Source organism: Candidatus Binatia bacterium, from assembly GCA_026415395.1.
Taxonomy (GTDB): Bacteria; Desulfobacterota; Binatia; order HRBIN30; family HRBIN30; genus HRBIN30.
Genome location: JAOAHD010000007.1, coordinates 880,768 through 901,417, shown reverse-complemented (window position 1 = coordinate 901,417; position 20,650 = coordinate 880,768). Strand labels below are relative to the sequence as shown.

Sequence of the window (20,650 nt, the reverse complement as noted above, 5' to 3'; positions counted from 1 at the left end):
GCGACTGCGCCCGCATTGTTCATGGTTGCACACGTCGGTCAAGTAGAGCTGACCGCTCGTGCCAAAGCGACCGCAGACCCTCGGCGCAAACGCCCTTGTCACGCTGGCCGACGCCGGGATAGCATGCGACCGCGTAGCACAAAAAGGAGGAGCGGCGATGGCAACGGCACGGGTGACGGAAATTGTGGCTTCGGCCAAAACAATCGAAAAGGCTATTGAAGAAGGCGTCAAGCGCGCAACGAAAACCCTGCGCGGAGTCACTGCCGCCGAGGTTACCCGGATTCAGGCAAAGATCGAGAAGAACAAGATCAAAGAGTACCGCGTCTCGATGAATCTCACGTTTGTGCTCGACACTTGAGCGGCTCTAAGCCACAAACAATTCCCGCCTGCACCCACTCCGCGAGCCACGTTGCCAGTCGTTGCGCCACAGCCTCTTCGCCCCACTGCGCCGCTAGCCGTTCGGCCAAAGCGCCGAGGCTCTCTTGCTCTTTAAGGATGTGGGCCTCTTCCTGGCTCACCGCAGTTACGAACACACGCTCATCTCGCCGCCAGATACGAAGCCACGTCTGTGCTGCGGAGACCTCCCCCGGTTCTTCGTCGTTCTGCCAGCGTTGCCACGGGAGGTGCACCGGGTAGCCACAGGCCAGGACGCGCAGCGAGGGGTGCCAGAGCAGGGTGCACTGCCCCCATACTTCAGCCGGAACCCGCGCCAATTCAGCCTCACCAGCCGGCGGACGATCGGCTGCGTCAAACGCTTCGACCACCGCCCACTCGAGCTCCGCCAAATCCGCAAGCCAGGGCCACTCGTGCAACAACGAGTGCTGGCGCAAAAACGCAGGCAGCGCTCGACCGACATCGCGCAACGTAAACGAGCGTGAGGGGTGTTCGAGCAAGTAGTCGGTCATGAGGTTGTGAAACCGCTCCGCTCCGATCGTGGCACGCAGGGTCGGGAAATCATCCGCCACAGCATCGCGGATGCGGAAGAAGTACATGTTGGCGTAAATGTCGAGCCGCGCCACTGCGTCGAGCTGGCCGTAGGGCCGCACAAGCCCCTCCCATAAGGCTCGCGCGTCCGGCGAGAGCCCAGCCACGGCCGGGGCCACTCCCTCCGGCGCGCGGATGAGCTCACTGAGCAACCACTGCACACGCTTGAGCTCGACCACCGCGACCCAACACTTCCTGCGCTATCGCCCGCGCTCGCTCCGCCTCAGCCAGTACGGTGGCAAGCGGGGGCAAGGCAGCGTCCCACTCGATCAACGTTGCAACTGCCCCAAAGCGGGCAATGGCCTCACGGTACAAATCCCACACGGCGGGCCACACCGGGTGGTCGTGGGTGTCGTGCAGGAACGTTCCGCGGTCGGCATACCCGGCCAAATGGATTTGCCGCACCCGCTTCGCGGGCAAGGCCGACAGATATTCGAGGGCATCGAACCCGTGATTGAACGCGTTGACGTACAGGTTGTTCACATCGAGCAGGATGCCACAGTCCGCTTGGCTGGCCACCGCGGCCACAAATTCGGCCTCGCTCATCGTCGAATGCGCGAACTCCAAGTAAGAAGACACGTTTTCGAGCAAGATTTGCCGCCCCAAGAAGTCTTGCACCTGTTGGATGCGAGTGACCACGTGCCGCAAGCTTTCTTCGGTGTAAGGCAAGGGAAGTAAATCGTGGAGATTCACACCGCCGACGCCTGTCCAGCACAGATGATCCGAAAGCCATTCAGGCTCAATCCGCCTGGCGAGATCGCGCACCTGTCGGAGGTAGTCGAAGTTCAGCGGATCCGCCGAGCCCACCGACAAGGACACACCATGCAGCACTAGCGGGTAGTGGGCTCGCACCTGCTCCAAAACCCGCCGCGGGCGGCCGCCCGCGACCAGGAAATTTTCGGTGATCACCTCGAACCAATCTACTTTAGGCCAGTGACCGAGAATTTCCGGATAATGCTTCGGCCGCAAACCGACGCCAAAACCCAAAAACCCCAAGGCAGCCCCGGCCGCAAGAATGCTAGCACGTGTTCAGTCCTGCTTGATCTTGCCACCCTTGGCCTTGCACTCTTCGGCCGAAATTTCCACCCAGCCTTTACCCTTGCACTCGTTCTTGCCCGCGCAGTCGTGGGTGGCACCACCACACTCGCCCTTCCCCTTGCACTCGTTCACACCCTCGCACTTCACTTTCTTCGCTTCAGCCGCACCTTCGTGAGTTCCCGCACTTAAAGCTTTGGAAGCAAACAACGCCGCTGCGGCAGCCGCAATCGCCAGACCCTTTGCGCCCTTCATCGTTCTCGTTCCCTCCTCGTCTTCTACGGAGCATCCGCACCTTACTCTCACGCCGAGGGTGAGGCAATCATTGGTCGCGTGACCCCCGCCCTGCTTACAACGCCCGTGTTCTTCAACCGTCCCCGATCCCGATCGATCGCTCCGAGCGGCGCGGACCACGAGTACCATCTCCCGGCGGCGACCACTTCGGGCCGGATGAGAGGTTGGAAGCTCTGCTTGCCATCGGCCACCGCGCATTGTTTAAGCTGAAGACACACAACGGCCGAGGAGGGCATATGCAGAGTCATCGGTCACGCGCGTGGCTGGCAGTGCTGCTTATCGGCGGGACTTTCTCCGTCTCAGGGTGTTACGTGCACCGTTCGGGTTGGTTGGCAGTGCGCCAGCCTACACCCGGCCAGCTCAGTCGCACAAGTCCGGTTGTGTGGTTGTCCTTTGAGTCGGGCGGTGCGGGCCACCGCCGCGATCCGCAGCATGGCCGTTTGCGTGCCGCCCTTGTTACGGCGCTCCAAGACGCGGGAGCAATCGTAGTCGACCCGGGAGCGACGGAGGGAAGGCATCTCGCTCTAACCGTCCGCCTGAACCGCGGGGCCCCGCCTTCAACGGCTGCCATGCTCGCCAACGCTGTGCTCTTTGGAATGAGCATCGGCATCATCCCCCTCCGGGAATCAACTACGCTCGAGGTCGCTGTACAAGCGGAAAGCGTAGAAGGGAGGGAGCACGCATACACGTACCGCGAGCGCATCACAATTTGGCATTGGCTCCCCTCGCTTCTCCTCCCACGGCAAGACCCGGTGTACGCCGATCAACGTTTGCTTGCGGAACTTGCGGGCACCGTGGTGGCGGACTTGCAAAGAGACGGCCTCCTCCCCCAACCTATTGCCGCCCATAAGCCCTTGCGGTTAAGTTCCCTCGCACATTTTCGCAAAACGTGGAGGGACCGTCTGGATGAGCCTTAATGAACGCGCGGATATCGACCGGAAAGTCGCAGGACAAACCGTCTGCACGTTATTTCAGAACGCCGTGGAGAGCTACCCGGAGCTCGACGCTCTCAAGTGGAAGGCAGACGGGGCTTGGCATGCTCTCAACTGGCGCGACTACGGCAAGCGTGTGCGTGCACTCGCTGCGGGCCTGATCAAACTGGGGGTCAAGCCCGGAGAATTTCTCGGCATCTTGGCTTCCAATCGCCCGGAGCATTACTTGATCGATCTTGCCGCCCTGCATGCCGGGACGATTCCGGTCACGGTCTACAGCACGCTCGCTCCTCCACAAATCGAGTACATCCTCAACCACTGCGAGGCCGTGGTCTTTGTGGCGGAGAATCCGGACGTGTACCGCAAGGTGGCGTGCATCCGCTCCCAGCTTCCCAAGCTCCGGCACATTGTGGTGATCGACCAGGGGGAGAGTTTGGCGGGCGAAGCTGGTGTGGTCACGCTCTCCCAACTAGAGGCACGTGCGGACTCCCAAACGCTCGCCGAGGTCGAGACGCGCGCGAAAGCAGTGAAACCCGAGCACCTCGCAACCTTGATCTACACCTCGGGTACAACCGGTCCCCCCAAAGGCGTGATGGTGACGCACTATAATGTATGTTGGACGGCTGAGTCCCTCGACCGGCTGTTCCCCCGTACCCCGGGCATGCGCCACATTTCCTACTTGCCATTGGCGCACATCGCGGAGCGCATGGCTGGCTATTACCTGCACCTGAAAAGCGCCTCCACCTGCTACTTCTGCCCGAACCCCCAACAAATTGCTGAGTACTTGCGTGAAGTCCGCCCGGAGTTCTTTTTTGCAGTCCCACGGATCTGGGAGAAACTGCACGCGGGACTCGTTGCTGCCATTGAGAAGCTCGACGAGCCGCAGCGGTCGATGGTCAAGCACGCCATCGAAGTAAACCTGCAGAAAATTCGCCTCGAACAGAAAGGCGAACCGGTCCCTGCCGAATTGGCCGAGCAGGTGCAAAACACCGCCTTCATCACCGCCATGATCCGCGAGCGCGTCGGGCTCGACGCAATCAAGATTGCCAGTAGCGGGGCAGCTCCGATTGCCCCGGAACTGATTGAGTGGTTTTGCGCGATCGGTGTGCCGATTGCGGAAGTGTACGGCCAGTCGGAGGATACGGGTCCGACCTCTTGGAACCGTCCTGGCGCCATCAAGATCGGCACTGTGGGCCAGGCGATACCGGGAGTCGAGGTCAAACTTGCCGACGACGGGGAACTCCTCGTGCGCGGTGGCAACGTAACTGCGGGCTACTACAAAGATCCGGAGCTCACCCGGCAAACCTTCGATGAGGACGGGTGGCTGCACTCCGGTGACATCGCCACGATCGACGAGCAAGGTTACATCCGCATCGTCGACCGGAAAAAGGAAATCATCATCACTGCGGGCGGTAAGAACATCGCACCGTCCAATATCGAAAACATGCTCAAGCAGAAGCCGCTGATCGGGCAAGCGTGCGTGATTGGTGACCGGCGGCCGTTTGTGTCCGCACTCATTGTCCTCGATCCCGAGACCACCCTCGCCTGGGCCCAGCAAAATGATCTGCCAGCCGACTTGAGCGTGCTCGCTCAGCATCCGAAGGTGCAAAGCGTCGTGCAGGGGTACATCGACGAAGTGAACCAAAGTCTCAGCCAGGTGGAACGCATCAAGAAGTTCACCATCGTGCCGCAGGAGTGGACGGTGGACTCCGGCGAACTCACCCCGACGATGAAAATGAAGCGGCGAGTTGTGCATGAGAAATACGCTAGCCTCATCGAGCAAATGTACAGCGGCTAGGCCGCCGTGGCGGGCCAGGGGCCCGTGGTGCGCGGTCCTCAGTGTCATCCTGACGTTCGGCAGTTCTGGGTGCTCCGACCGATCCTACGCGGCACGCGCCGAGCAGCACTTGGGTCGGGTGACCACCGCGGCCGTGGATCTCTTACGAGCCGTGGAGGAAAAGGGCGACGTAAACGAAGCGCTCGAGCGCTATAGTCGCGAAATTCAAGAAGCTGAGCAGTTTCTCCACAGTCAAGAGGGAGGCGCTCCCCGGGCTTCCTTACGGAAGTTTGGTGCGCTGCTCGAACGCCACAAGAATTTTCTCACCGCTGTGCGTGATGGGCAGAACCCCACGGAACAACAGGCCGACACCGGAAGCGATGAAGACCATCGATCCACGAGCGCACCCGCGCGCCCTTGGATCGTCACGATGAACGAGCTCCTGCGGGAGACCGGCGAAGTTCGATCCCTCCTGCGGCAAGGTAGTTGACGAATGTGACCCAACTGTCTGGGCAACCCATCGCTGCCGACGTCCTCACGCTCGGCCGGGTGTTCGCTGGGCCCCTCTTCGCTTGGTGCGTCTGGCAAGCAGAGCGCGGCTCGCGCGCGGCCAGTTTCGCCACGGCAGCTTTGTTTGCCTTTGCCGCATGGAGCGACATCGCCGACGGCCGCTGGGCGCGTCGCAACCCCGTGGGTCGCACCTACGGACGATGGCTCGATCATGGGGCCGACATTGCCTTCCTCACCTGCGCTTTTGTTGCGTACGTGCTTCTCGGTCTTGTTCCTTGGTGGGTGCCGGCAAGCATCCTCTGCGCATTTAGCGCTTACGTCGTTCGCTCCCGCGGCGGGGCCGAGGCTGATGAGCAACACAGGATGAGCAACCGCATTGGGCATTGGGGCGGCGTGGCCAATTACGTGCTCTTGGGTGCTTTAATTGGCAACTTCTCCCTTGGGCTCCGCTGGCTCCCTGACGCGTTCGTGCACTCACTATTTCTGCTCGTGCCTCTCTACTCCACGGCACCGCTCTGGATCGACTGGCTCCAGCGAGACCTCTATCACCGGCGCAGGCAGCTCTAGCCTTTTGTCCACTTCCCCGTGCCTCACGACTCGCCCGGCGCGGCGGATGTCAGCCCAGCGTAAGCCCAGCACCATCGCTCCCACAATCCCTTGCGCAACAATGGTGAGGACTTGCAAAGCGTTCAACAACAGCCCGAATGCCAGCCCAGCATTTTCTTCGATGCCGTAAATGCCCAAGGCCAAGACACAAGCATACTGAAAGGTTCCCACCATGGCAGGCGGATTCGGAATCGCCGTTGCCAGGCCGATAAAGAGGAACACCAACAACGCCGCCGAGAACGGCACCGGGAAGCCGAATCCCTTCAGCACGATCCAGCTCGACAAAATCGGCAAAAACCAGAGCAGCAAAGACAAGACAAACACTTGCGCCAAAAGCCGAGTGTCGGGCAGCACCCGCATGCCCTCCAGCACCGCGCGGACCACCCGACTCAAGCCCTCGCCCACCCGCTCCGGCAACGCCAACGCCACACGCCGGGTAACGAACTGCTCTCCCTTCGTATAGGCGAGCGCGACCAAAACAGCGAACACCACCGTCACAACCGCTGGGACCACCGCGCCGCGACGGGCCCAGTCGGGAAGTTGCTCGCTGAGCAGCAGCGCAGCCAAGGTGTACGCAAGGATGCAAAACGAATCCATGAGCTTTTCAACGACTAAACTGCCCACTGCTTGGGACATGCGTACGTTCGAGAACTGCGCAACGAGCCACGGCCGCACCACCTCACCCAGCCGCGCGGGGATCAGATTGATTGCCGAATAGGCCACCGAGGTTACGGCCCAAAGCCGGCCGAAGGGAACGCGCTCCAGCGGCCGGAGCTCGAGCTGCCACCGCCACGTGCGCAGCACCATGAGCAGCAAGCTCACGCCGAGCGCGGGAATCAACCATGGCCAATGGAAGCGGCCGAGCGCCTGCCCCAACTCACCGAGCGAAACATTGCGAAACGCCAGCAACAAAAACACCGCCCCCGCGAGCAAGCTCACCCCGACCTGCACCCTCTCTCGTCGCGTCATAGGACACACCTTACCACGGCACCAGCGCGCCGAAATGGGTCAATGTCATCACGGTGTGTCGGCCCGACCAACGAGACCCGCTCTCCACGGGAGCGGAACTCCCGGACGGCCAATGTCGGCCTCGCCCCAGCGACGGGCGTCTACCTTCTCCAGTTACCTGCAGTAGACTGGCCGAGGCTCTACGTGTTCACAAGGATTCAACCCGACGTAGCCATTGTGCCAGCACCACAACAACGGTCTGGTGTACAAACTGATCCATACCCAACGACCGATTCCTTCCGCAGCGACCAAGAGCCCGAGTACTGGATGACTCGGCGCCTGAGCGGCCGCAAAAGCCAGTGGCAAAACGTTCACCATCATTCGGTGACTCCGGCCGGCCGCTCCTTCCGAGAAGATATCCGGCGTCGTCGCGGCCAAAGCGGCAATGCCAAACGGCCCCTTCATCGCCCCCCAGAGAACAAACGGAACTGCGGTTAAGGGGAGGGCCTGGACACCTTCATGCGAGGCGGTTGTTTTGACCCCGCCTCGCGGGTCGACAAGCGACCGGAGGCTCAGGCTCACGTCGCCTAGCGCCGGAATCCGATAGCTCCCAGTGGTCAGGTGTCTCGGCAGAAGCCTCCACTCAACGGGCTGCTGGACGTATTTTCGTAAAGCAACGAGCGTAAGGAAAAGGGGCACACTGAAAAGGAGGTAAATCATCAGAAGCGCCCTGGGCCGCTGCCACAACCAGAGCACGGGAAACACGTACGTGATTCGCATGGGCAAATATCCCCACGACAAGTAACTGAGGCAACCCAGAGCACCGAGGGCAGCCTTCCAATTCCAGCGCTCCCGAAGGACCTGTAGGCAGCCGATCAGACCAAGCTTTCCCAACAGCAGCGGAGCCCCTTGCATGTGGCGCGAAGCCCACAAAAGGCTTGGGGCGCACGCAATGAGAGCGAGCCCTGTTAGCAAGCCACGACGCGGAAGCAACGCACTCGCCCCAAGGACGATCAGCAGATGAAAGATGAGCCCAACAACACGCTCACCATAAAAGTTCCGGAACACTCGGTTAAACACATACACTGGTAGAAAATCGAAACCTTGCCCCATGGGTGCGCGACTCTCCAAGAATAGAAACGACCAATGAAAACGCCCGGTGTTGTAAAAAATCAGCATGTTCTCGTTTGTGTCCATGCAGCAGACCCCAGGTGGCGTCTGCCCGAAGCGCCACAAGCTGGCCCCGAGCGCGACCGTGCAGGCAAGCAGCCCGTACACTTTGCGCTCTCGGTCTGACCCAAAAAACACAATTAAGGGCCAGGCTGCCATAGCGATATATGCCGCCACGGCGAACACCGGGAAGCCATCGACCGGCACGTCCCCCGCCTGGTACACAGCGAAGACCTCTTTGATGGACTCCCGCACCAATTGTCTAGGCTGGCATTGATCGTTGCCTCCGAGGCAGGTGCTGCTCGCAATGTCACGAACCGAGTTCTCCCTTGTCAACCGTGAGGCGACTGAGCACCGCACCAAAGCAAAGAATCCGTCTCCGAGGATGGATCGTGGCCAGCACACCGCGGCGTCCTCCGCTCGCCTGGGCAATGAGCGTTCACGACTTTCCTGGCGGCAAGCCTAGCTTGTCGTGTACCGTGCTTAACCCAGGTCCCCGTGTCTTCCGCAAGCACCCACCGGCAACGACTCGATTGATTCGCGCGTGAACGGTCTGGAACGAGTGCTGCGGCTATGTCACACCGGCAGCGTGTTTGTTGACGATCGCCATCCGCAGGACCGTTTGCATCGAGAGCTCGGCCTTTTCGACACAACGATGTTGTGCGTTTCCTCGATCATCGGTGCGGGAATTTTCCTCACGCCCGGTCCGATTGCCGCTTTGCTCCCCCATCCCGGGCTGTTTCTTGCCGTCTGGCTCGTCGGCGGCTTGCTGTCGCTTGCCGGAGCACTCGCCAATGCCGAACTCGGTGCGATGTTTCCCCGCGCCGGTGGGGATTACGTCTATTTGCGCGAAGCGTACCACCCATTTGCTGGATTCATAGTGGGGTGGCTGTCCTTCTTCGTGATTTACGCCGGCACCGTAGCCACTCTCGCCGCCGGCTTTGCCGAGGGTGTGAGCCGGTTTGTTGGGCTCGACCGAGGCGGCACCCTGCTACTCGCCTCGGCAACGATTACGGTGGTGTCCGCAATCAACTACGCAGGAGTCCGCCGCGGTGCGCGCCTCAACAACATCACTGCGCTGATCAAAGTGCTAGCGATTGTGGGCCTCAGTGCCTGGGCGTTTTCCACTGGCCGCGGGTCGTGGGCCCATTTCGTTGGCCCGCAGCTCGAGGCTAATGCTCTTTGGACGAACTTTGGACTGGCCCTCTCCCCGGTGCTGTTCAGTTACCTCGGCTGGAATGCTCCAGTGTACGTCGCGAGCGAAATTCATCGTCCGGGTACAACCATCCCCCGCGCGCTCTTCCTCGGCCTCGGGCTGTGTATTGGCGCGTATTTGCTTTTGAACGTTGTGTATTTGTACGCTCTTCCTATCCACGAGCTGAGCCATCAACCCAATGTGGGCGAAGCAGCCGCACGTGTGCTCCTCAGCGACGTTGGGGCTACCGCCATCGCACTTCTGGTGCTGGCCTCCGTGCTCGGCTGCCTCAACGCCACCGTACTCGTCGGCCCGCGCATTGCCTACGCGATGGCACTCGACGGGTACTTTTTCCCTGGCGCCGAGCGCGTGCACGACCGTTACCGCACGCCCCACGGCGCCATTGTTGCCCAAGGAGTAACCGCGATCGCGTTGGTGCTGGTCCTGCAAGGCTTCCCGCGAATTCTCGATTACACAACCTTCGCGATCGTACTCGCCACCATTGCCGATACTGCAGCCCTCTACACCTTGCGGCGCAAGCAACCGGAACGGCCGCGCCCTTATCGCGCTTGGGGGTACCCGTGGCTACCGGCCCTTTATCTCGTGGCCAATGGGGCAATTGCTGCGAGCCTGCTGTGGGGGAGGCCGGTGGAATGCGCCGTGGCACTCACTATGACCGCCACTGCGCTCCCGTTTTATCGCTACTTCCAGCGCCACACCGCCAACGGGGTTTCCGTCGCTTCGTAGCTTACGCCTGCCCGCCCTGAACCACACGCACCCGCTGAGCCTCGCGCAGCGGCACGTTATTCACCACGACCCGCTCGTTGCCTTCCAGGCCGGCAAGCACTTGCACGCGTCCGCTCACAGTCGGGCCGAGCCTGACCGCTCGCGGGTGTACGCGCTCTCCGTTCACGACCCACACAAAGGCCTCACCACGCTCATTGCGCCGCACCGCGGCACTCGGCACAAACACCAGAGGTTCACCGTCCCCGGCCGCGGCAACATCGGCAAGGAAGGTCACCCGGGCACTCATGTCGGGGAGGAGCTTGTCGTCAGGAGCGAGGATGCGCACCTCGATGCGCAACGTCCCCTTCGAGCGATCCACCTGTGGGTAAAACTTCACGACCTCAGCCTCGTATTTCGCATCGGGGTACGCGTCCGGCGTCACCAGGGCTTTCTGCCCCAAGAACACGCGATTCAGATCCGCTTCGTTCACGTCCACCTGAGCGCGAAGGTCAGACAAGTTCGCCATGCGGATGAGGTCGCCGGAACCCGCAAATCCACCCGGGATGGCAATCTCGCCGACCTCTTTGGTCTTGGCCAAAATCACCCCGTCCGTCGGGGCGCGCAGCACGGTGTAGTCGAGATTCACTCGCGCTTGCTGCAGTTCTGCCTCAGCTTGCTTCACCGTGGCGCGCGCCACCCTGGCGCGGCTTTCCACAACGTCGAGCTCTTGCTGCGAGGCCACACCTTGGCTGCGCAGCGTCCGTACCCGCCGCAGTTCTGCCTCGGCCAACTCCGCCTGGGCGCGCGCCAGTGCCAGTTGCGACTCCGCTCGCGCGACCTGGGCGCGATAGTCACGGTCGTCCAATTGCACCAAGGGGTCGCCCTTGCGCACGCTCTGTCCTTCCTCGACGAAGTAGCGCTCGATCCGCCCAGGCACCCGCACGCCGATGGACACGTAACGCTCCCCCGTGACGATGTACCCAGAGCCCGACAACACCGGCAGAGGGCCTGCTTGAGAGGGCCTAATCCGCGTCACTTCGGCAACCGCCACCTCTACCACCCGCCCCTGGCACCACCACCACGGCAGGGCAACGAGGGCGACCAAGGCGAGCACCATCCACAGCCAGCGGCGGCGCCGGCGAGGAAGCACGCTAGAGTCCTCACGCGGCAGGCGCAACGCCGCCAGTGCATCGCTCAGCGACTCGTGTGTCGTTTTGTCGTCAGCCACGATGCATCCTTTAACAAGAAGTGTTCTGAGCGACGAGGCTGCCGCTTCGGGCGCACCTCACCCCCGGCGCAGCGCCTCGATCGGCGGCAGTCTGGCCGCACGCATCGCCGGACCAAGACCCGCAATCAATCCAATCGCCAGCGTGAGGCAAAGGCTCACAATCAGGTCTCCAGCACTGATACGCAGTTGCACGACATTGGTCGTAAACGTAGCGGCCCCGAATCCAATGCCGCGCAGCCAGCGACCGAGCGAATCGGCCAGGACCACCGCTCCAACCGCGCCCACAGCAAAGCCACTCACCGCTAGGAACAGCGCTTCCAATTGAAAGGCGAGCAAAATGCTCGTGCGCGAGAACCCCAGGGCGCGCAGCGTGCCAATCTCCGCGATGCGGTTTTGCACGGCCGCATACATTGTATTCGCCGCCCCGAAGCCGGCGCCGATGCCCGAGAAGAGCGCAATCGCCACTACGAGCACGTAGAGGGAGTTTGCCGACTCGGATTGCTTGGCGTAGTACTCGGTTTCGCGCTCAGCTTGTAACGCGTAGCGCGGGTCCGCCTCGATCCGCGCCTTCAGGGCCCAAAGGTCGGCTTCCGTGTTTGCCCGCAGCCGAATGGCGGAGTATGGCAGCGGACGCTTGGCATCGTTCGCGAGCTCGCGCACGTCCACCCACACCTCGCTCTCGAAGGACGAGCCCTCCGCACTGAACACCCCGACCACTTTCCAACCGCCGCGTCCGAAGCGCAGCTCGCTTCCCAGCTCGGCTCCCTGGTACCGGCCGATGAGCGACTTTCCAACAATCGCCTCGGCTGCGCTCGGCTGAAACATGCGCCCGGCAATGATCTGCACTTGGTCGTGCACTTCGAGAGCAATTGGTTCCACACCCCGCACGAGCACATTTTCCCGGCCGCCCTCGATGGTCCAAAAAAACGGCTGCACCACCAGTTCCGGCGAAACCAAGGGCTGATCCGCCGCATTCCGCGCAATCCCGTCGTAAAAGCGAATCGCTTGATACGCTGCCTGTGAGAGTGCACTAGCGCCGTCGTTATCCGATCCTTTGCGCATCACCACCAAGTTCAAAGGATGCCCGGTGCTCACGAGCGTGCGTTTTAAGCTAGTGATCAGCCCCAAAAATAAGCTCGACGCGACGACGACCAGGGCAACCACGGTCACGGTCATCGCCGTCCGCACCGGCCGACTCCAGAGATTCTTGATGCTGTACGACAGCGGCAACAGCCCTCCACCGAGCATCGTTCCCATCCGCGCTAAAAAATTTCGTGCAGCGTCTCCACCAGCGGTTTGCGGGCCGCGCCCCAAGCGGGAACCAACCCGGCAAGGAGGCCAACAACCAGGGAAAGAGCGACACCTTGCGCTGCCACTCCGGGGGTAACGAGAAAGCTCCCCAGCGGACCGAGCGCCGGAATTACAGCAGCAAAGCTTCGCAACCCGTGGGTAAAGCCATAGGCCAGCACCACTCCCGTGAGCCCCGCCGCGGTGCACAACAACGCTGACTCAGCCAACAGCGCAGCAAATACCGCACGGCGCGGAAAGCCCAGCGCTTTAAACACGGCAATTTCTCGCCCTCGTTCCCGGATCGACATCGAGGCAGTGTTTGCGGCTATCACCACCACGCAAATGGCAACCAAGAAGGTGACCAACAAAACGATCGTCATGAAGCCCTTCAGGGAACCGAAGAAGTTACCAAAGAAGCTTTTCTCTGTTTCCGAAGCAGTCTCGGCTTCGCTGTTGCGAAACATGTCGTCAATCGAACGCATCACCTCGTCGACGCGGTTGGGGTCCTGCACCCGGACCCACACCACATGGACGATGCCTAGCCCCTGCCCACGCTGCGCAAGCAAGGCCTCGTCCAGGTAAGCCCGCTGGATCCACACAACCGGAGAGCGTTCGAGCGGGATTTCGCCCACGATGCGCAAATCGAGGTCGACGGCCCACACGGTGCTCTTGAGGGTAATGCGGTCGCCCACCTTCCACCCGTAGCGCTTCATCGTTTGCCGCCCCACGAGTGCGCCATCCCGGTAACGGCGGAAGTCGTCTAAGGCTTGTGGGGCGATGCCATAATCGGGGTAGACCGCGCCCACGTGTTCAGCTTCCACAACGAAGTTGGGAAAGGTGACACGCCCTTCCTCTTCGTAGGCGCCGCCGAACCAGGCAGTTCCCACCGCAGCGGCCACACCTTCGACCTGGCGGATCTTGCGGGCATATGCGTAGGGCATCGAGTAAACAATACCGGCTTTGTTGTGCACAGAAACCCGGGTGTTGCTGGCGATGGAATTCAGGAGCGCGTCCATGCCCGCCGGCATGGTGAGCAGGAACACCACGAGCATCACCGCCAGGCTCACGGCCCCGAACGTAAGCGCAGCGCGGAGCTTGTTGCGTAGCAAATTGGCGGTAACCAACTGCACGTAACTCATGGCACACTCCCTTACCCACGAGGGCCAGCCCCTGCTGCCACCAAGATCGCCTCGTGCGCGCGTGCCGCCTCTTCACCCTCCAACAAAGTGCCCTTGTCGAGGTGAAAGGCCATGTCCACAAAGCGCAGGGCGCGGGGGTCGTGGGTCACCATGATAATGGTTTTCCCAAAGTCGGTTCGCAGCCGGCGCAAGAGCCCCAACACCGCCTCGGCATTGCGGGCATCGAGATCGCCGGTGGGCTCGTCGGCAACGATCAAATCGGGGTCGGTCACCAGCGCCCGTGCGATGGCCACCCGCTGCTGCTCCCCACCCGAGAGCGTGCGCGGATAATGATGCATGCGATCCCGCAGGCCGACGATGCGCAGCGCAATTTCCGCCCGCCGCAGTCGTTCACGCTTGTCGAGAGGTGTGAGTAACAGGGGGAGGGCGACGTTGTCCCGCGCGGTGAGTACGGGAATCAAGTTGAAGAACTGAAAGATCAGGCCCACATGCCGCGCCCGCCAAGCAGCGAGCTGGTCTTCGTCCAAGACGTCCAGCCGCTGGCCGGCCACCCACACTTCGCCGGAGGTGGGGCGATCGAGGCCGGCTAACAGGTTCATTAGCGTGGATTTGCCCGAACCCGAGGGTCCCATAAAAGCCACGAAACGACCGGCCGGAATTTGCAACGTTACGCGTTCGAGCGCGCGGATTTCATCTACACCCCGGCGGTACACGCGGGAAACCGCAACCGTGCGCACCAGGATCTCTTGTTCGCTGTCGACGACCCGAGTCATGTTCGTGTGAGTGTATCCGTCCCTCCGAGCCCAAACGAGGGTGGTAAACTGAGTTGCTTTGCTGCCGTTTTCCCTGCACACTGATTTGTGCCCAGCTACATGGGGCTCGTTTGAGGCTTATGGAGAGTCAGAGTCGCAGCAGTACAGGTCCGGCTCGCGAATGGGTTGTTTACGACGAATACAGCCCGTGCCCGTACCTCCCTGGTCAGATTGCCCGGATGCCCCTGCGCTTGCCGGTACGCCCGCTGTCGCGCACCGCACTCGCACAACGGTTGGAAGCGGGCGATCGCCGTCAGGGCGCCCTGCTCTACCGGCCGCGGTGCCCGGGCTGCCAAGCCTGCCAGGCCATTCGGTTGCCGGTGTCGGAGTTTCGCCCCAACCGGACACAACGGCGCATTTTCCGTCGTGGCTCTGCCCTGTTGGAAACGCGGATCGGACCGCCGCGGGCTGACTTCGAGCGGGTGCGTTTGTACAACCGACACAAAGTCGAGCGCCGCCTGCTCACAACGGATGGGCTGATCGACCGGCAATTATACGAGGAGTTTCTTGTCGACACCTGCGCCGAAACGTTCGAACTCAGCTACTGGCTCGACGGCCGCTTGGTGGGCGTGGCGATTACCGACCGAGCAGAGGATTCTCTGTCCGCGGTGTATTGCTACTACGATCCCTCGCTGGCGCGCTTGAGCATCGGGACGTACTCAATTCTCAAACAACTCGAGCTGTGTCGTACTTGGGGCTTGGCGTACTTGTATCTCGGCCTTTACGTCGAGGGCTGTGCGACCATGGCGTACAAAGCTCGCTTCTTCCCGCACGAGCGCCTGATTCACGGCCGCTGGCGGCGCTTCTCCGGCCCCGACGAGCCGGACCGGAGCGTGTGCTGAGTCTTCAGTCGCGGTCCGCCGCGGTGTGGTTTCCCTCGATCGCGAGGGCCGATCCACCTTCTTCATTGCATGAAGAATAGCTCTCTTGCGCGTTCAGATTTCTGTTGGCACGGCTCCTGGGATTGCTTGGGCGCCAGGTCTTTTGCACACTCTTTGGCGAATCGGTAAACAGACGCGTTGCAGAAGCATACTCCTGCTGGCCAATACCCACGGTGTGAGGGAAAACCATGCCGCTGTTCGAATACCGCTGCCAAAGCTGTGGAAAAACTTTCGAGGAGTTAGTCTCCGGTCGCGAGCGTGACGGCGTTGCTTGCCGGCACTGCGGCAGCGCGCGGGTGGACCGGCTCCTCTCCACATTTGCCGTGGCCCACAACGACACGGCTCGGGCGGCTGCAGCCGAGCCCGGTCCGTGCGGAGCCTGCGGCGCTCCGCAACGGGGCGCCTGTGCGATGGAAGGCGGCGAGTGGTAAGGCCGCGCCTTAGCGCGAAACCACCAACGCCCATTTTGGTTGGCATCGACACTGGCGGTACGTTCACCGACTTGGTTGCCGTCATCGATGGCGAGTTGCGCCTTCATAAGGTGCCGTCGACCCCGGCGGACCCTGCGCAAGCAGTGCTTGCCGGTTTGCGCCATCTCCTCGGCGAGCGAGCCGGTTGCACCGTGACCTACAGCTCGACGGTCGCCACCAATGCGTTGCTCGAGCGGCGAGGAGCGCGGGTGGCACTGCTGACCACCGCGGGCTTCGAGGATGTGATCGAAATCGGCCGCCAAAATCGGCCGGACCTTTACGACCCTGAGCCCAAGCGGCCGGAGCCTTTGGTGCCGCGGAAGAACCGCATTAGCGTGCAGGAACGAATGCTACACACGGGGGAACCTCTCGTCCCCCTAAGCGAGCGGGCCATCGCGAACGCGCTCGGGAAGCTCGCACAAAGTGGAGCGGAGTCGGTGGCGATTTGCTTCCTCCATTCGTATGCCAACCCAGTGCACGAACGTGCGATGGAACGCGCCGTGCGCCAACGTGGTTTTGTGTTCGTCTCGGTATCGCACGCGCTGGCCAACGAGCATCGCGAGTACGAACGCTTCAGCACCGCCGTTACCAACGCGTATGTCCAGCCGCTCATGCAGCGCCATTTGGAAACCCTGCAACAGTCACTGGCATCGCGTGGTGCACGCCTGCGCGTGTTGCAGTCGAGCGGGGGTGCAGTGTCTGCGTCGCTCGCCGGGCGCGAGGCCGTGCGCACCTGCCTCTCCGGACCAGCCGGTGGGGTACGCGGCGCGTGGGCGGTGGCCCGCAGCTTAGGCATCCGGCAAGCGATTAGCTTCGACATGGGCGGCACTTCTACGGACGTGAGTTTGCTCGACAGCGGGGTGCCCACGACGACGGAGTGGAGCATTGCTGGACTTCCGTTGAAGGTCCCCGCAGTCGACGTGCACACGGTTGGCGCTGGTGGCGGGTCAATTGCCGCTATCGATGAAGGCGGCCTGCTCAAGGTCGGGCCGCAGAGCGCTGGCGCCGATCCCGGTCCTGCCTGTTACGGACGCGGAAATCTCCCTACGGTAACCGATGCGAACGTGGTGCTCGGGCGCGTTGTGCCGTGGCTGTTCCTCGGCGGGAGCATTCCGCTCTCGCAAACCCGTGCGAGGTCGGCCGTCGGTGCGCTAGCGCGCCGGTTGGGCAAGAGTGTGGAAGCAACGGCCGCCGGCATTATCGATGTCGTCAACGCCAGTATGGAGCGCGCGATCCGCGCCGTCAGCATCGAACGCGGGCACGATCCCCGCGGCTGCGCACTCATCGCCTTCGGCGGCGCCGCCGGTCAGCACGCGTGTGCGCTCGCTGACGCACTGGGAATGTCGCGGGTGGTGATCCCGCTGGCACCAGGCCTATTGTCCGCATGGGGGGCGCTAACTGCACCCGTGGAGCGCACCGCCGTGCGTTCCCTACTGTGGAGGGAGCCAAGTTTCGCGGCGCTCGAGCATGCTGCCAGCCTGCTCGTGGCCCAGGTACGCCACGAGCTGTCAGCCGAGGGCATTCCCCCCGCCCGGCAGCGCATCGAGACCAAGCTAGAGGTTCGTTACGCGGGGCAATCGTACGAGCTTGCCGTCGACCTCGCACCCGATTACCGCGCGCGCTTCGAACGGGCGCATCAGCAATGGTACGGGTACCATGATCCCGAACGCGCCGTGGAGGTCGTGAACCTACGGGTGTTCGGGCGCGAACGGCCGTTGCCCCTTCGCTTTGTCGATCGCTCGGTCGTGCTCGCCGGAAAGACCGCCACGAAACATCGGGTGTTTTACCGAGGTCGCTGGCACACCGTCGTTCTTTATGAGCGCGATGCGCTTCGCAGCGGCGAGCTCGTGGTGGGACCAGCACTGATTGTCGAGCTCAGCAGCACGACTTGGATTCCACCACGCTGGAGCGCCAGGCGCCACCCCACAGGACACTTACTCCTGCAGCGCGCCGCAAACGCGGCCACGCGGTGGTCTTAGCGCGAGGGCCGACAACCGGGCATTTCCGGGCAGGTGCGACGCCGCGCGGCAAGCCGACTGAGGGAGAGTGGGCGGCCGGCCCTCACCTCGTCATGATCACTTGACGGGGGGCACTCTTATGATGCAAGTCTCGCTGCTGCATATGCTGAAGAATTTTGTCAGAAATAGTGGCTCTTCTTGTACAAGCTTTCCGCGCATATCGCCAGGCGACATCCTGTGCTTTGTCGAGCACAGGGTCTGCGTGGCGCACATCACATTGAGCTGCGGAGGAATTTCGGTCACTGGCATAGCGCCTCCTTTACCCGTGTCTCTCGCAAGTCCACTTTCAGAAACGCTGTGATTGCAAATTCGTATGCAAAGGAACGCTCTAGGCCTGAGTAACAACGAACTCGAAGAACTCGCCAGGCGCGTCGCCTGGTTACGCAAGCAGCGCGGCTGGACACAAGCGGAGCTCGCGGAGCGATGTTCTTCGTTGCGCTCCCAGCTTTTTCCTCCGGTGCAGCTCCCTTACGTTCCCCACATCCGGCGGGATCGGATTGCCAAGATCGAATTAATGGCCAACAACGGCAGCGGTCGCACAGCGGCACGCCTCATCTCCGAATACGAGCTCCGTCTTCTTGCGGCTGCGTTTGGGGTCGAGCCGTGCTGGCTGCGCGGTGGCCAAAACAGCGGCACGGTGTTCCTCTGGGAGCTTTCGTGGCCGGACGCCAAAGCGCAGCAGTTTGCTGAATTGATTGCGTATCACGAAGCCCGCAGCTGCAGTCGCTGGGTATGGAGCGAACCCCTTCCCTGCACCTTGCAGGCCCCGGCATTTAGCGAGCGGTACTTCGCTGTCCGCGCAGCGAGCTGGGCCGTCACCTCGCCGCCCGTTACCGAGAACCATCCTGCTGTGGCCATGAATGCCGTTGCTACCGCGAACCGCGAGCGTACCTTGCAACGCCTCGCCGATGGCTCGTTACAATTTTTCGCTGCTGTACCCATAGCGACCGTGGAGGCAATCGTTGCTGCCTCGGACACGTACGGTGCACTGCCGCGAGCGCTGCGCAGGGAATGCCTGGAATGGGCTCTGGAACAAATCCGCCAGTTTCCTCACACCCTCCACGTCGTGTTCCTCGCGGCAGCAAACCTAGTCCCTTTTCGGTTTTGGACGCATTGTTACGAATCCCACTACGTCAGTGGGGGCCTGAGTTCCTGGTCCGACCGCTCCGGGGCGACGTACTTCGCCGAAAACACCAAACTCGTGAAACGCCACCTCGCCCTCGTGCAAGCCATCTACCGCAGTGCTGCCGTCCGCGAGCCGGCAGAGGTTCGGGAGCTCCTGCAGCGCTGCGTGCGGTCGCTAGGGACGATGCGCACCTCCCCATTGCGTTCGAGAGAACCAACGACGAGGCGAAAGCGAGAGGGCCGGCGAGCGCAACGGAGCAAGCAAGCGGCCGCCGATTAGCCGCTGCTCGCAACTCGGATACTTTTCGCCTGTCGGCAACGAGCAATCCGCCAACGCAACCACGAGCGAGAGCAAGCCGTGCGTGGAAAAGCTTGAGCCATTAACCTTGCCCCTTGGCAGGGTTGGCCACGTTTGAGTCGAGCGATCCTTAGCTGAAAGTCACTGGTCGCGTTGCACTCCTCCGCTCACACCCGGCTGACAACCCGAGGGCCTTCTCCAACAGTTGCCCTTGTGCTGTGCTTGCGTTCCGCGACCCCTGCGAATAGCAACTAAGGTTTCGGTGGAGGAAGGCGATGACAGCGAACGGACCCCTAGCTTGCAACCCCACACCTAGCAGTGCAGAGGCTACGGTCGATCGGCTGCTTGGTCTCGTTTACCGCGTGCTCGCATGGACCTTTGGCCTCGTCGGTGCGCTCTTTTTCCTCTTTCCTGATGGCACGGTGGATGCGCTCAACGCTGTCGGCCGGCCTTTGGGCTTCCCTCCCGCGCCGCATCTCGCGCATCGCTTTTGGTTGAGCCTCGGTGTGGCGTACATGGCGGCGGTGACTGCGCTTGCAGCGCTGATTGCAAAAGCGCCTACAGAACGGCGCTTGCTCATGGTGCCGCTTGCCATCGGCAAAGCCACAAGCAGCCTAACTTGCCTATGGTTTTTTGCCGCGTTCGACCGTTACTTCATCTATCTCGCAAATTTTCTGGTCGACGCCTCGCTCGCTTTGCTCGCGTGGCTCACTTACGCGGCCACGGCGGCACCGGCGACAGGAGCTCTGCCGCCACGTGGACGCCGCACTCTGGAGGCCGTTGCTGAGACACTTCTTCTGCCGCCGCCCGGAGGCTCGCCGCCGCTGGCCCCCGGGAAGCTAGCGAGCGCCGTCGAGAGCCAACTAGCGACGCAAGGAGCATGGACCCTCAAAGCATTTGGTTGGCTGCTGGCGTTTGTGGATTGGAACCCGCGGCTTTTTCACGGGCGGCGCGAGCGGCTCTGCGAACTTTCGTGGGAGGACCGCGTGCCCGTGTTGGAATCGATGGAGCGCAGCCGCTTGCTGGTTCGGCGGCAAGCCGCGCACGCGTTGAAACTCCTCCTCGGCTTGCACGCCTATGGCGAGCCAACCGTGCGGCAGGAATTCCGGGTCGACGACGACTGGCTACCTTCGCGCCTCGAACTGGCACGGCTTCGGCGCGAACGAGGCGAAAAGGGGCCATACCCCGAGCCTACCCTGCCGGAGTGATCGG

20 protein-coding genes are annotated in these 20,650 nt (G+C 62.1%); 11 read left to right on the top strand and 9 right to left on the bottom strand.

Annotated features, from left to right (window positions below; translation table 11 throughout):
* The first annotated feature begins 157 nt into the window (after positions 1-157).
* Positions 158-358, top strand: a complete 201-nt coding sequence (locus N3C12_08410; protein ID MCX8072459.1) for a dodecin family protein — start codon at positions 158-160, stop codon at positions 356-358.
* Here N3C12_08410 and N3C12_08405 read toward each other — a convergent pair.
* From N3C12_08405 to N3C12_08395, 3 genes are read right to left on the bottom strand one after another with little or no spacing between them, the layout of a single operon-like run.
* Positions 336-1,163, bottom strand: a complete 828-nt coding sequence (locus N3C12_08405; protein MCX8072458.1) for a DNA-binding domain-containing protein — start codon at positions 1,161-1,163, stop codon at positions 336-338. The genes N3C12_08410 and N3C12_08405 overlap by 23 nt on opposite strands.
* Positions 1,126-2,001, bottom strand: a complete 876-nt coding sequence (locus N3C12_08400; GenBank protein MCX8072457.1) for a DUF692 domain-containing protein — start codon at positions 1,999-2,001, stop codon at positions 1,126-1,128. Before N3C12_08400 ends, N3C12_08405 begins: the two co-directional genes overlap by 38 nt.
* A gap of 12 nt (positions 2,002-2,013) precedes the next feature.
* Complete coding sequence (locus N3C12_08395) at positions 2,014-2,274, bottom strand: hypothetical protein (GenBank protein ID MCX8072456.1); 261 nt, start codon at positions 2,272-2,274, stop codon at positions 2,014-2,016.
* Positions 2,275-2,549: 275 nt separating this feature from the next.
* On the opposite strand from N3C12_08395, the gene N3C12_08390 reads away from it, so the two are divergent.
* The 4 genes from N3C12_08390 (at position 2,550) to N3C12_08375 (ending at position 6,099) form a co-directional block, all read left to right on the top strand.
* On the top strand, positions 2,550-3,230 hold the full coding sequence (locus tag N3C12_08390) for a hypothetical protein (GenBank protein MCX8072455.1): 681 nt from the start codon (positions 2,550-2,552) through the stop codon (positions 3,228-3,230).
* Entirely contained in the window at positions 3,220-5,043 is a 1,824-nt protein-coding gene (locus tag N3C12_08385; protein ID MCX8072454.1) for an AMP-binding protein, read from the top strand. The genes N3C12_08390 and N3C12_08385 overlap by 11 nt, the downstream gene beginning before the upstream one ends.
* A gap of 118 nt (positions 5,044-5,161) precedes the next feature.
* Positions 5,162-5,512 (top strand): hypothetical protein, encoded by a 351-nt coding sequence (locus N3C12_08380; protein ID MCX8072453.1) that lies wholly within the window; start codon positions 5,162-5,164, stop codon positions 5,510-5,512.
* 5 nt (positions 5,513-5,517) lie between these two features.
* Positions 5,518-6,099: a CDP-alcohol phosphatidyltransferase family protein gene (locus N3C12_08375; GenBank protein ID MCX8072452.1), complete on the top strand. Its 582-nt coding sequence runs from the start codon at positions 5,518-5,520 to the stop codon at positions 6,097-6,099.
* On the opposite strand, the gene N3C12_08370 is transcribed toward N3C12_08375, so the two are convergent.
* Both N3C12_08370 and N3C12_08365 read right to left on the bottom strand, forming a co-directional pair.
* Positions 6,010-7,107 (bottom strand): flippase-like domain-containing protein, encoded by a 1,098-nt coding sequence (locus N3C12_08370; GenBank protein ID MCX8072451.1) that lies wholly within the window; start codon positions 7,105-7,107, stop codon positions 6,010-6,012. The two genes, N3C12_08375 and N3C12_08370, sit on opposite strands and share 90 nt — an antisense overlap.
* Before the next feature lie 153 nt (positions 7,108-7,260).
* Positions 7,261-8,481 (bottom strand): hypothetical protein, encoded by a 1,221-nt coding sequence (locus N3C12_08365; protein MCX8072450.1) that lies wholly within the window; start codon positions 8,479-8,481, stop codon positions 7,261-7,263.
* A gap of 319 nt (positions 8,482-8,800) precedes the next feature.
* Between N3C12_08365 and N3C12_08360 the strand changes: the two genes are divergently transcribed.
* Complete coding sequence (locus N3C12_08360; GenBank protein MCX8072449.1) at positions 8,801-10,198, top strand: APC family permease; 1,398 nt, start codon at positions 8,801-8,803, stop codon at positions 10,196-10,198.
* 1 nt (position 10,199) lies between these two features.
* On the opposite strand, the gene N3C12_08355 is transcribed toward N3C12_08360, so the two are convergent.
* From N3C12_08355 to N3C12_08340, 4 genes are read right to left on the bottom strand one after another with little or no spacing between them, the layout of a single operon-like run.
* On the bottom strand, positions 10,200-11,405 hold the full coding sequence (locus tag N3C12_08355) for an efflux RND transporter periplasmic adaptor subunit (GenBank protein MCX8072448.1): 1,206 nt from the start codon (positions 11,403-11,405) through the stop codon (positions 10,200-10,202).
* 57 nt (positions 11,406-11,462) lie between these two features.
* Positions 11,463-12,653, bottom strand: a complete 1,191-nt coding sequence (locus tag N3C12_08350) for an ABC transporter permease (GenBank protein MCX8072447.1) — start codon at positions 12,651-12,653, stop codon at positions 11,463-11,465.
* Positions 12,654-12,667: 14 nt separating this feature from the next.
* Entirely contained in the window at positions 12,668-13,834 is a 1,167-nt protein-coding gene (locus tag N3C12_08345) for an ABC transporter permease (GenBank protein ID MCX8072446.1), read from the bottom strand.
* Between the two features lie 11 nt (positions 13,835-13,845).
* On the bottom strand, positions 13,846-14,607 hold the full coding sequence (locus tag N3C12_08340; GenBank protein ID MCX8072445.1) for an ABC transporter ATP-binding protein: 762 nt from the start codon (positions 14,605-14,607) through the stop codon (positions 13,846-13,848).
* A gap of 119 nt (positions 14,608-14,726) precedes the next feature.
* On the opposite strand from N3C12_08340, the gene N3C12_08335 reads away from it, so the two are divergent.
* The 5 genes from N3C12_08335 (at position 14,727) to N3C12_08315 (ending at position 20,646) form a co-directional block, all read left to right on the top strand.
* Complete coding sequence (locus tag N3C12_08335; protein ID MCX8072444.1) at positions 14,727-15,488, top strand: arginyltransferase; 762 nt, start codon at positions 14,727-14,729, stop codon at positions 15,486-15,488.
* Between the two features lie 227 nt (positions 15,489-15,715).
* Positions 15,716-15,958 carry a zinc ribbon domain-containing protein gene (locus N3C12_08330; GenBank protein MCX8072443.1) on the top strand — a complete coding sequence of 81 codons (243 nt, stop codon included), beginning with the start codon at positions 15,716-15,718 and terminating at the stop codon, positions 15,956-15,958.
* Positions 15,952-17,976, top strand: coding sequence for a hydantoinase/oxoprolinase family protein (locus N3C12_08325; GenBank protein MCX8072442.1), 2,025 nt, complete (start codon positions 15,952-15,954; stop codon positions 17,974-17,976). Before N3C12_08330 ends, N3C12_08325 begins: the two co-directional genes overlap by 7 nt.
* A 352-nt stretch (positions 17,977-18,328) precedes the next feature.
* The gene (locus N3C12_08320; GenBank protein MCX8072441.1) at positions 18,329-19,420 is read left to right on the top strand and encodes a helix-turn-helix transcriptional regulator; all 1,092 of its coding nucleotides are present in this window, start codon (positions 18,329-18,331) and stop codon (positions 19,418-19,420) included.
* A gap of 293 nt (positions 19,421-19,713) precedes the next feature.
* On the top strand, positions 19,714-20,646 hold the full coding sequence (locus N3C12_08315; GenBank protein ID MCX8072440.1) for a hypothetical protein: 933 nt from the start codon (positions 19,714-19,716) through the stop codon (positions 20,644-20,646).
* The last annotated feature ends 4 nt before the right edge of the window (positions 20,647-20,650 follow it).

What these genes read in the sequence shown, in the direction of transcription:
- N3C12_08345 (MCX8072446.1), bottom strand. Translation starts at nt 13,834, where the DNA reads ATGAGTTACGTGCAGTTGGTTACCGCCAATTTGCTACGCAACAAGCTC.
- N3C12_08330 (MCX8072443.1), top strand. Translation starts at nt 15,716, where the DNA reads ATGCCGCTGTTCGAATACCGCTGCCAAAGCTGTGGAAAAACTTTCGAG.
- N3C12_08320 (MCX8072441.1), top strand. Translation starts at nt 18,329, where the DNA reads ATGCAAAGGAACGCTCTAGGCCTGAGTAACAACGAACTCGAAGAACTC.
- N3C12_08395 (MCX8072456.1), bottom strand. Translation starts at nt 2,274, where the DNA reads ATGAAGGGCGCAAAGGGTCTGGCGATTGCGGCTGCCGCAGCGGCGTTG.
- N3C12_08385 (MCX8072454.1), top strand. Translation starts at nt 3,220, where the DNA reads ATGAGCCTTAATGAACGCGCGGATATCGACCGGAAAGTCGCAGGACAA.
- N3C12_08340 (MCX8072445.1), bottom strand. Translation starts at nt 14,607, where the DNA reads ATGACTCGGGTCGTCGACAGCGAACAAGAGATCCTGGTGCGCACGGTT.
- N3C12_08390 (MCX8072455.1), top strand. Translation starts at nt 2,550, where the DNA reads ATGCAGAGTCATCGGTCACGCGCGTGGCTGGCAGTGCTGCTTATCGGC.
- N3C12_08350 (MCX8072447.1), bottom strand. Translation starts at nt 12,653, where the DNA reads ATGCTCGGTGGAGGGCTGTTGCCGCTGTCGTACAGCATCAAGAATCTC.
- N3C12_08370 (MCX8072451.1), bottom strand. Translation starts at nt 7,107, where the DNA reads ATGACGCGACGAGAGAGGGTGCAGGTCGGGGTGAGCTTGCTCGCGGGG.
- N3C12_08410 (MCX8072459.1), top strand. Translation starts at nt 158, where the DNA reads ATGGCAACGGCACGGGTGACGGAAATTGTGGCTTCGGCCAAAACAATC.
- N3C12_08315 (MCX8072440.1), top strand. Translation starts at nt 19,714, where the DNA reads ATGACAGCGAACGGACCCCTAGCTTGCAACCCCACACCTAGCAGTGCA.
- N3C12_08335 (MCX8072444.1), top strand. Translation starts at nt 14,727, where the DNA reads ATGGAGAGTCAGAGTCGCAGCAGTACAGGTCCGGCTCGCGAATGGGTT.